This window comes from Nocardiopsis endophytica (assembly GCF_027706725.1).
Classification (GTDB): domain Bacteria; phylum Actinomycetota; class Actinomycetes; order Streptosporangiales; family Streptosporangiaceae; genus Nocardiopsis_A; species Nocardiopsis_A endophytica.
Map to the genome: position 1 here is coordinate 1 of NZ_JAQFWQ010000176.1, position 10,096 is coordinate 10,096.

General features: G+C 76.8%; 7 protein-coding genes. 4 read left to right on the top strand and 3 right to left on the bottom strand.

The features are described from left to right. Positions 1 to 87: 87 nt before the first annotated feature. On the bottom strand, positions 88 to 1,455 hold the full coding sequence (radA, locus tag O4J56_RS31215) for a DNA repair protein RadA (RefSeq protein ID WP_270690773.1): 1,368 nt from the start codon (positions 1,453 to 1,455) through the stop codon (positions 88 to 90). Positions 1,456 to 1,663: 208 nt separating this feature from the next. On the opposite strand from radA, the gene O4J56_RS31220 reads away from it, so the two are divergent. Further along, on the top strand, positions 1,664 to 2,410 hold the full coding sequence (locus O4J56_RS31220; protein WP_270690774.1) for a hypothetical protein: 747 nt from the start codon (positions 1,664 to 1,666) through the stop codon (positions 2,408 to 2,410). Positions 2,411 to 2,456: 46 nt separating this feature from the next. Here O4J56_RS31220 and O4J56_RS31225 read toward each other — a convergent pair whose 3' ends face one another. Then, positions 2,457 to 3,074: a class I SAM-dependent methyltransferase gene (locus tag O4J56_RS31225; RefSeq protein ID WP_270690788.1), complete on the bottom strand. Its 618-nt coding sequence runs from the start codon at positions 3,072 to 3,074 to the stop codon at positions 2,457 to 2,459. A 149-nt stretch (positions 3,075 to 3,223) separates the two neighbouring features. Between O4J56_RS31225 and O4J56_RS31230 the strand changes: the two genes are divergently transcribed. Next, complete coding sequence (locus O4J56_RS31230; protein WP_270690775.1) at positions 3,224 to 4,183, top strand: sugar phosphate isomerase/epimerase family protein; 960 nt, start codon at positions 3,224 to 3,226, stop codon at positions 4,181 to 4,183. A 34-nt stretch (positions 4,184 to 4,217) separates the two neighbouring features. On the opposite strand, the gene O4J56_RS31235 is transcribed toward O4J56_RS31230, so the two are convergent. Continuing rightward, the gene (locus O4J56_RS31235; RefSeq protein WP_270690776.1) at positions 4,218 to 5,309 is read right to left on the bottom strand and encodes an alkene reductase; all 1,092 of its coding nucleotides are present in this window, start codon (positions 5,307 to 5,309) and stop codon (positions 4,218 to 4,220) included. 305 nt (positions 5,310 to 5,614) lie between these two features. Here O4J56_RS31235 and O4J56_RS31240 point away from each other — a divergent pair, with 305 nt between their 5' ends. Continuing rightward, positions 5,615 to 8,806, top strand: coding sequence for a BTAD domain-containing putative transcriptional regulator (locus O4J56_RS31240; protein WP_270690778.1), 3,192 nt, complete (start codon positions 5,615 to 5,617; stop codon positions 8,804 to 8,806). A 1,062-nt stretch (positions 8,807 to 9,868) separates the two neighbouring features. Next, the coding region (locus O4J56_RS31245) for a hypothetical protein (protein ID WP_270690779.1) at positions 9,869 to 10,096 on the top strand (228 nt) is incomplete at its 3' end.

A 10,096-nucleotide genomic window follows, 5' to 3' on the forward strand; every position in this document is an offset into this window, starting at 1 on the left:
CGCCGCCGTCCCCTCGTTGATCTCGGGGAAAAGGACGCTAAAACCGCCCCGGTAGGGGCGTTCTCCCGGGATCGAGGACGGGGTGCGTCAGCCGGAGCGGCGGCGGCGGACGGGCAGGGCCGCGGTCAGGGCCTCGGAGACGTCGTCGACGCCGACCACCTCGATGCCCTCGACCGGGACCTCGCTGTGCCGGGGCACGACCGCGCGGGTGAAGCCGAGCCGCTGCGCCTCGATCAGGCGGCGCTCCACGCCGTCCACCGCGCGCACCTCGCCCGCCAGGCCGACCTCGCCCAGGGCGCACAGCCCGCGCGGCATCGCCTCGTCCCGGGCCGACCCGGCCACCGCCAGCGCCAGCGCCAGGTCGACCGACGGCTCGCCCAGCCGCACCCCGCCCACGGTGGACAGGTACACGTCCGCGTTGGCCAGCCGCACCCCGGCCCGCCGCTCCAGCACCGCCAGCACCATGTTCACCCGCGCCTGGTCCAGGCCGGAGGTGGCCCGGCGCGGCTGCGGCAGGTTGGTCGGCGCGACCAGCGCCTGGACCTCGGCGATCAGCGGGCGGCGCCCCTCCAGGGTGACCGTCACGCAGGTGCCCGGCACCGGCTCGTTGCGGCGGGTCAGGAACAGCCCGCTGGGGTCGGGCAGGCCGATGATCCCGGCCTCGCCCAACTCGAAGCAGCCGATCTCGTCCGTGGGCCCATACCGGTTCTTCACCGCGCGCAGCATCCGCAGCCGGGAGTGGCGGTCGCCCTCGAACTGCAGCACCACGTCGACCAGGTGCTCCAGCATCCGGGGGCCGGCGATCGAGCCGTCCTTGGTGACGTGCCCGACCAGCACGGTGGCGATGCCGCGCTCCTTGGCGATGCGGATCAGCGCCCCGGCCACCTCCCGCACCTGCGTCACGCCGCCGGGCACGCCCGACACCTCCGGGGCGCTCATGGTCTGCACCGAGTCGACGATGAGCAGCGACGGGGCGACCGCGTCCACGTGCGAGGCGACCGCGCCGACCGTGGTCTCGGCGGCGAGGAAGAGCTTGGGGGACAGCGCCCCGAGCCGCTCGGCGCGCAGCCGCACCTGGCCGGTGGACTCCTCGCCGGTGACATAGAGCACCGGCCCCGCGTCCGCCGACAGCGCGGCGACCTCCAGCAGCAGCGTCGACTTGCCCACACCGGGCTCGCCCGCCAGCAGCATCACGCCGCCGGGGACCACCCCGCCGCCGAGCACCCGGTCCAGCTCGTCGAGCCCGGTGGGGGAGGCGTGCGCGGTCTCCACGTCGATCTCGGTGATGGGGCGGGCGGCGGTGGCCACCCGGGTGGGGGCCACGGCGGTCGGCGCGGGCGCCCCGGCCTCCTCGACGGTGCCCCAGGCCTGGCACTCCCCGCAGCGGCCCACCCACTTGAGCGTGGTCCAGCCGCACTCGGTGCACTGGAAGGAACTCTTCGCGCTCTTCGCCATGGTTGCACGCTAGCCCCTCGGGACGACAGGACGCGCCCGGCCGCGCGGCCTGTGGACGGAGCCCGGGCGCCCGGGCGGGCGGGGCGGACGGATCCGGAACCAGGCGGCGCACAGGTGAGTCAGACCGGGCGAAGGGCCGGGTGCGGGCAGGCGCCCGGCGCGCGCCGCGGCGCGCGGGCGCGCACGAGGCACCTGGGAGAGGACGGCCGTGGAACCCCCGATCAGAACCCTGGCCCGAAGGGCGGCGCTGGCGCTGGCCTGCGCGGGCACCGTGGCCGCCTCGTCCGCGTGCGGCCTGGTCGCCTATCTCAAGGACGGTGAGCTGCCGCCCGACCGGGACGGCGCGGCGCCGACGGTGCCGAGCCCCTCGCTGTCCGGGTCGCCCGAATCGCCGGGAGGGTCCGCCCCGGACGGCTCCCCGCCCGGGGACGGCCCCTCCGGCGGTGCCTCCCCGGAGGACGAGCCCCCCGCCGGGGAGTTCCGCACCGGGCAGGTCCCGGCCGAGGAGCCGGTCTTCGACGAGCGCAGCCTGGGGCCCGCGCCGCCGCCCGACGACTTCACGGCGTCGGTGGAGTACGAGATCAAGCGCTTCGTCAACGCGTTCGGGATGGAGTACGACCCGGAGTCGGCCGTGGAGTGCGGGGACCTGGCCCCCGAGGACGGAGCGACCGGCTCCTGCGAGGCGTCCTACATGGGGTACGAGGCGGTCTTCGAGGTCACCGTGACCGGCCCGGAGACCTTCGAGTACGAGACCGGGCGGCTGCCGGTGTCGCGGGCGGCGGTCGAGGAGCGCTACCGGTACCACACCGGACAGGAGGAGGTGCGGTGCGAGATGGACGAGTACACGATGGTGACCTCGGCCTCCAGCGGCATCGAGTGCGTGTCGGCGGCCGGGGACCGGGCCGTGGTCGAGGTGTCCTCGGACGGGTCGGGGGTGGCCTTCGATGAGCGCTGAGCACGGGGGGACCGCGCCGGGGGCGGCCCGGTCGGCGGCGGCCCGGTCAGTACTCGCGCCACCACAGGTTGACCGCGTAGTCGACCTCCAGGCCGGGGTGGGCCGCGATGATCTCGTCGGCCAGGCCCCGCGGGAACTCGATGCGCACCACGGCCTCGAAGTCGGCCCGGCGCTCGAAGCGCCACCGGATGTCCAGCGGCTCCCGGGAGAACCCCTGCGCGGCCCAGAAGCGCTCCACGTCGTCCGGGTCGTAGCGGGGCAGGAAGCGGCGGAACCAGCCGCCGAAGGTGCTGCGGGAGGCGTCGTTGTCGATGATGAACGCCGCGCCGCCGCGGCGCATCACCCGGGACAGCTCGCGCAGCCCCGGCTCGCAGCCGCGACCGAAGAAGTAGGCCCACCGGGCGTGCGCCACCTCCACCGACGCGTCGGGCACCGGCAGGCGCTGCGCCACACCGGTGCGCACCTCGGCGTTGTCCAGCCCGGCGGTGCGGGCGCGGGCGGCCGCCGCCAGCTCCCCGTGCGGCTCCACCCCGGTCACGTGCGCGGCGACGGAGGCGAAGGCGGGCAGGTGGTAGCCGGTGCCGCAGCCGATGTCGAGCACCCGCGCCCCGGCCATGGGGCGGATGCGCTCCATGGCGGCCCGGATGCGGCCGTCCGGGTCCACGGCGGCGTTCTCCAGCTCGTAGACGCCGGGGCTGTGCCAGATGTTGGGGCTGGGGATCGCCCCCTGAAGTGCGGCTCTCACCCCGGGCAGGCTAGCCGCGCCGACGGCCCCCGGGCCAATCCGGCCCCCCACCGCATAGGGTTGATCGGGTGAGCGCTATCGAGGTCCCCGACGCGCCGGTGGTCCTGTCGACCGCCTCGGTCTTCCCGGAGAAGACGCCCGCCGCCTTCGAGATCGCCGCCGAGCTCGGCTACGACGGCATCGAGGTGCTGGTCTCCTCCGACCCGGTCAGCCAGGACACCGACATGCTGCGCCGGCTCTCCGACTACCACGGCGTCCCCGTCACCGCGGTCCACTCCCCCTGCCTGATCTTCACCCAGCGGGTGTGGGGGCGCGACCCGTGGGAGAAGCTGGTCCGCTCCAAGGCGATGGCCGAGGCGCTGGGCGCCACCGCGATCGTGGTGCACCCGGCCTTCCGCTGGCAGCGCGAGTACGCCAAGGCCTTCGAGGAGGGCATCGCCCGCATGCAGGAGGAGACCGACGTGGTCTTCGCCGTGGAGAACATGTACCCGGTGCACATGGGCGACCGGGAGGTCGTCCCCTACGCGCCGAGCTGGAACCCGCTCGACCGGGACTACCCGGACGTCACGCTGGACCTGTCGCACACCGCGATGTCCCGGTCGGACGCCATGGACATGGCCAAGCGGCTGGGCGGGCGGCTGTCCCACGTGCACCTGGCCGACGGGTTCGGCGGGCAGAACCTGGACGAGCACCTGATCCCGGGGCGCGGCGCGCAGCCGTGCGCGGAGGTGCTGGAGCACCTGGCCACCACGGGGTACGAGGGGCAGATCGTCCTGGAGGTCAACACCCGCAAGGCGGCCGACCGGGAGGCGCGCAAGCTGGAGCTGGCCGAGGCGCTGGCCTTCAGCCGGCTGCACTTCGCGGGGGCCGCGGACGGCGGCCCGGGCGGCGCCCCCGGACAGGGCCGCCCGGACCGGCGCGAGCGCATCGCCATGCGGCGGCGGGAGCCCGCCGCGCCGGAGCGCACGTTCATCGTCGGGCCCGGGGGCACCGCCGAGGAGGAGCGGCAGGGCGGCGGGGGCGGCTGAGCGCGCTCGGCCGCCCCCGTGCGCCGTCCGCCGGTCAGTCCTCCAGCGTCGGTCGGTCCTCCAGGCGCGGGTAGTCGGTGTACCCGCGGTGGTCGCCGCCGTAGGCGGTGGCGGGGTCGGGCTCGTTGAACGGGCCGCCCGCGCGGACGCGCACGTCCAGGTCGGGGTTGGCCAGCCAGTCGCCGCCGACGGTGATCGCGTCGGCCAGGCCCTCCTGGAGGGCGTCGGCGCCCGCGTCCACGGTGCGGCGCCCCTCGGCCCTGGCGGAGGTGGGGTTGAGCAGCAGCGTGCCCGGCCAGGCGTCGCGCACCGCCTTGGTGACCGCCCGGTCGCCGACCTCCATGACGTGCAGGTAGGCCAGGCCGAGCGGGGCGAGCTCGCGGGCCAGCGCCGGGTAGAGCTCGGCGGTGTCGCTCTCGGTGATGCCGTTGAAGGTGTTGCCGGGGGAGACGCGGAACCCGACCCGCTCGGGGCCGATCGCCTCGGCGACGGCCGCCGCGGTCTCCAGGGCGAAGCGCATCCGCCGAGCGGGGGAGCCCCCGTAGGCGTCGGTGCGCCGGTTGCTGCCGTCGGCGAGGAACTGGTGGATGAGGTAGCCGTTGGCGCCGTGCAGCTCCACGCCGTCGAACCCGGCGTCGACGGCGTTGCGGGCGGCCTCGGCGAAGTCCTGGACGGTGGCGGCGATCTCCTCGGCGGTCAGCTCGTGCGGGACGGGGTGCTCCAGCATGCCCTCGGGGGCGAAGAGGGACTCGCCGGAGGCGATGGCCGAGGGGGCCACGGGAAGGGCGCCGTCGGGGTAGAGGGAGGGGTGGCCGATCCGGCCGCTGTGCATGATCTGGAGGAAGATGCGCCCGCCGCGGGCGTGGACGGCGTCGGTCGTCTTGCGCCAGGCGGCGACCTGCTCGGCGGTGTGCACGCCGGGGGTGTCGATGTAGCCCTGGCCGATGACGCTGGGCTGGGTCCCCTCGGTGATGATGAGCCCGGCCGAGGCGCGCTGGGCGTAGTACTCGGCGGTGAGCTCGGTGGGCAGCCCGCCCTTGGCCCGCGAGCGGGTCATGGGGGCCATGAACAGGCGGTTGGGGAGTTCGAGCGGGCCGATGGAGACGGGGTCGAAGTAGCCGGGCACGGCAGGTCCTCTCGGGATGCTCGTGGTCGTGGTCTGGGCCGGGCGCGGGGTGCGGGTCCGCGCTCCCGGCACACCCCAAGGTGCGGGAGGGGCCTCGCCGGGCGCTTGCCGTCCGCTTGCCAAAGGGCGACAGCGCAGGTCGCCGCGGTGATCCCGGGAGAGGGGCCGCGCGAGCCATCTCGGGGGCGCGCCGCGGCGGAGCGTGTTCACCGTCGACGACCGCTGGGGCCGGGTCTCCCTGGATCGGCGCGGAGCGGTGCCGCTCGCGACGGACCGCCCGCGCGGCACGCCCTAGCCTTGGTGCCATGCGATTCGGAGTGCTGGGGCCGGTCGAGGTGCGCACGGACGACGGGGAACAGGTCGCCGTCCCCGGGGCGAAGGTCCGTGCCCTGCTCGCGGCCCTGCTGGTGGCCGAGGGCGAACCCGTGTCGGCCGACCGGCTCCTGGAGGACCTGTGGGGCCCCGGCGCCCCCACCGGGGCCGCGCCGCTGCAGACCGCCGTCTCCCGGCTGCGCCGGGCGCTGGACGCGGCCGAGCCCGGCGCCCGCGAACGCGTGGAGTCCGGCCCGTCGGGCTATCGCCTCCGTGTGGCCCGGGGCGAGCTGGACGTCCACCGGTTCGCCGACCTGCTGGAGCGCGCCCGCGGCGCCCCGGCCCCCGCCGACGCCGCCGCCGCGCTCGACGAGGCCCTCGGCCTCTGGCGCGGCCCCGCCCTGGCCGACCACGCCGACGCCCCGTTCGCCGCCGCCTCCGTCGCCCGCTGGGAGGAGCGGCGCGCCGCCGCCCGCGAGGAGCTGGCCGAGGCCCGGCTGGCCCTGGGCGAGCACGCCGCCCTCGTCGGCGACCTCGACCCGCTGCTGCGCGCCCACCCGCTGCGCGAGCGCCTGCGCGCCGCCCACATGCGCGCCCTGTACCTGTCCGGCCGCCAGGCGGAGGCCCTGGAAAGCTACCGCGACTTCCGGGCGCTGCTCGCCGAGGAGATCGGCGTCGACCCCGGCCCCGAACTGGAGCGGCTGCACGCCGAGATCCTCGACCGGTCGGTCGAGGGGGCCGCGGACGGCGGCCCGCCGTCCCGCAAGGGCAATGTCCCGGCGCCGATCATCGAGCCGGTCGGGCGCGACGAGGACACCGCCCGGATCACCGCCCTGCTGGACACGGTCCGGCTGACCACCCTCACCGGCCCCGGCGGGGTCGGCAAGACCACCCTCGCCCTGCAGGTCGCGGACCGTTCCCGGGACCGCTTCCCCGACGGGGTGTGGCTGGTGGAGCTGCCGGAGCGGGACCGCGTCGGCGCCGAGGGCGAGCGGCTCGCCGAGCACGTGGCGGCGGCCCTGGAGCTGCGCGACGAGCGCACGGAGCCGGGCATGCGGCCGGCCGCCGACCGCCTCGCCACGGCGCTGCGCGACCGCCGCGTCCTCCTGGTGCTGGACAACTGCGAACAGGTGAGCGCCGCCGCCGGGCGGCTCGTCGAGCGCCTGCTGGGCGCCGCCCCGGAGCTGAGGGTGCTGGCCACCAGCCGGGAGCCGCTGGGCGTTCCCGGCGAGTCGCTGTACCGGGTGCCGGTGCTCGCCCCCGACGACGCGGTGCGGCTGTTCGCCGAGCGGGCGTCGGCCGCCGCACCCGGGTTCGTGCTGGACTGGCGCAACGTCGACGCGGTCGCGGCGATCTGCCGCCGCCTCGACGGGCTGCCCAAGGCCGTGAAGCTGGCCGCGACCCGCATCCGCGGCATGGGCGTGGCCGAGCTGGCCGAGCGCCTCGACGACCGGTTCCGCGTGCTCACCGACCCGGCCTCGCGAGAGCACCGCCGGACGCTGCGGGAGGTGGTCGACTGGAGCTGGGACCTGCTCGACGGGCGGGAGCGCACGGTGCTGCGGCGGATCAGCGTCCAGGTGGGCCCCTTCCCCGCGGCGGCGGCCGAGGCGGTGGCCGCCCCCGGGGCCTACGGGGAGCGCGAGGGCGAGGGCGACGAGCGCGTCTGGGAGGTGCTGGCCCGCCTGGTGGACCGCTCCCTGGTCGAGGTGGAGCACCGGCCCGACGGCACCGCCCGCTACCGGCTGCTGGAGACCATCGGCGCCTACGGGCGCGAGCGCCTCGCCGAGGCGGGGGAGGACGGGAGTGCCCGCGCCCTGCACATCGCGCACTGGACCGCGGCCGCCGAGGACGCCGCCGCGCGCCTGCACGGGCCGGGCCAGCGCCGGGCCCTGGAGGACCTGGACGCGGGCGGCCCCAACCTGGGGGCGGCGGTGGAGCGCGCCGTCGAGGACGGCGACGCCGGGTCGGCGCTGCGCCTGGCCGTGGCCCTGGGGTGGTACCGGTACCTGCGGGGGCGCAACGGCGAGGCGGTGCACGACCTGACCCTGGCCCTGGGGGCGGACGGGCCGGCCCCGGAGGGGCTGCGGGCCCGCGCCCTGGGGTGGAGGGCGGTGCTCGGGCGGATGTGCGGGTGCGGGGAGGAGTCGGCCGCCGACGCGCGTGCCGCGCTGAGCGTTCTGGAGGCCGAGGACCTGCGGGCGGACCTGGCCGAGGTGCGCACCCTGCTCGCCCTGGTGCCGTCGTTCTCGGACGGCGCGGACGGGGTCCCCGGCGCGGGGGAGCTGGCCCAGGCGGCCCTGGACGGGTACACGGGACTGGGCGACACGTGGGGCAAGGCGTTCGCGCTGTACGCGCGCGGCTGGGACCTGCTGCGGCGGGGGGAGCTGGACGCGGCGCGCAGGGACGCCGAGGAGTGCCACCGGCTGTTCCTGCGCACCGGCGACCCGTGGGGCGAGTCGCGCGGGGCGGGGCTGCTCGGCGTGCTCGCGACGATCGCAGGCGACTACGCGCAGGCCCGGCGCCGCCAGGAGCGGGCGCAGCGGTCGGCAGAGGAGGCGGGGCTGTGGGCGGCCGCCGCCGAGGAGCTGGTGCGGCTCGGGCGGCTGGCGCTGGCCACCCGCGACCTGGCCGGCGCCGACCGCTACAACCGGCAGGCGCTGAGCCGCCTGGGTGCGGACCGGTGCACCGGACCGGCGACGCTGGCCATGGGGGGTCTGGGGATGGCGGCCCGGCGCCGGGGCGACCTCGAGGAGGCGGAGGCGCACCTGCGCCCGGTGCTGGAGGTGCACGAGGAGGAGGGGTACCAGGCGGGGCGGGCGTCGGTCCTGGCGGAGCTGGGGTTCGCTGCGGAGATGCGCGGCGACGCGGCGGAGGCCCGGCGGCTGCACATGGAGGGGCTGGAGGCGTCCAGGGCCACGGGGGACCCGCGCGCGGTGGCCCAGGCCCTGGAGGGGCTGGCCGGCACCGACGTCCTGGAGGGGGCGGCCGAGAACGCGGCCCGCCTGCTGGGAACGGCCCAGGCGGCCCGCGAGGCCGCGGGGGCGCCCCAGCCGGCCCCAGAGAGGTTCGACGTCGACCGCATCACCGCCGCAGCCCGGGCGGCCCTGGGCGAGGAGAGGTTCACCGCCCTGCACGCAGAGGGCAGGGGCCGGTCCTTGGAGGAGGCGTCCTTGGTCCCGCGATAGCGGCGAACGGATGGGTGGGTCCCCCGCGCGGACGGGCCTAAGCCGGGCGGCAGGTGGAGAGCGGCGACGACGAGGGTCGGGCGGCCCGTGCGGCAGTGTTGTCGGCCGCCGGGCGTGTGCGCGCTCGCCGTATCGGGCGGCGGCGGGCGCTGGGGGAGCGTGGGCGGTTTTCCTTGATCGGCGTTCAGGCGGTTGGGGTTCGGGTTCTATCCCCACCGTCCGTGGGTGCATGGTCGCTGCTGCTTGGCGGGCCCACCCCACCCCAAGGGCACGTGGTGGTGCAGGTCGCCGGTCCCCTCGGTGTCCCGGTAGCCATTCGGCCCAGCAGGTACCCCGCTTGCGGGCTCTGCCCGGGCGGCCGGCCGCCGGAGTGCAAGGTCGCAACGGCAGCGACGAGGAAGGGCAGCGGCCCTCGGCGCAGCGTCGTCGGCCGCCGGGCGTGTGCGTCGTCGTCGTATCGGGCGGCGACGGAGAGAGCAGGGCGGTTCCCCGGCCCTGCCTGCCGTCCATCAGGTTCCTCGCGGTCCGGGTGGGGGTGGCTGAGCTGGTCCCCCGCTCCGGGCCTCGGCCGACCGTCAGGTCGGCGGAGTGTCAGGTAGGAGGCGGCGACGACAACGGCCAGCGGCCCTACCTGCAGCGTTGTCGGCCGCGGCGCGTGCGGGTGGTCACCGGGCTTGGCGGCGACGGAGCGAGCCGGGCGGTTCCCGGGCGTTGCCTGCCGTCCGTCAGGTTCCTCGCGGTCCGGGTGGGCAGGCGGCTCGACTGGTACCCCGCTCCGGGCCTCGGTCGGGCGGCAGGTCGTCAGGGTGTGGCGTGGTCAGCGGCGACGAGGACAGGTCAGCGGCCCTCGGCGCAGCGTCGTCGGGCGCAGCGCGTGCGGGTGGTCCCCGGAGAGGGCGGCGACGGAGCGAGCGGGGCGGTTCCCGGGCGCTGCCTGCCGTCCGGCGGGCCGCTCGCGGTCCAGGTAGGCGGCTGGGCAGGTACCCCGCTCCCGGCCTCCGGCCGGGCGGCGGGCCGACGGGTCGTGAGGTGGAGGGCGGCGACGACAAAGGCCGGCGGCCCATGCCGCAGCGCCGTCGGCCGCGGCGCGTGTGCGTGGTCGGCGTTGATGGCGGCGACGGCGACAGCTGGGCGGTTCCCCGGCCCTGCCTGCCGTCCGGCGGGCCGCTCGCGGTCCGGGTGGCGGCGCGGCTGGGTGGGTGCGCGCTCGCCCGCGCTCGTGGCGGCCGTGGGCCCGGTGCGCCCCTGCCCGGCGATGATCTCGACGAGGGTGCTGTCATTCCGGCGGTT

What these genes read in the sequence shown, in the direction of transcription:
- radA (WP_270690773.1), bottom strand. Translation starts at nt 1,455, where the DNA reads ATGGCGAAGAGCGCGAAGAGTTCCTTCCAGTGCACCGAGTGCGGCTGG.
- O4J56_RS31240 (WP_270690778.1), top strand. Translation starts at nt 5,615, where the DNA reads ATGCGATTCGGAGTGCTGGGGCCGGTCGAGGTGCGCACGGACGACGGG.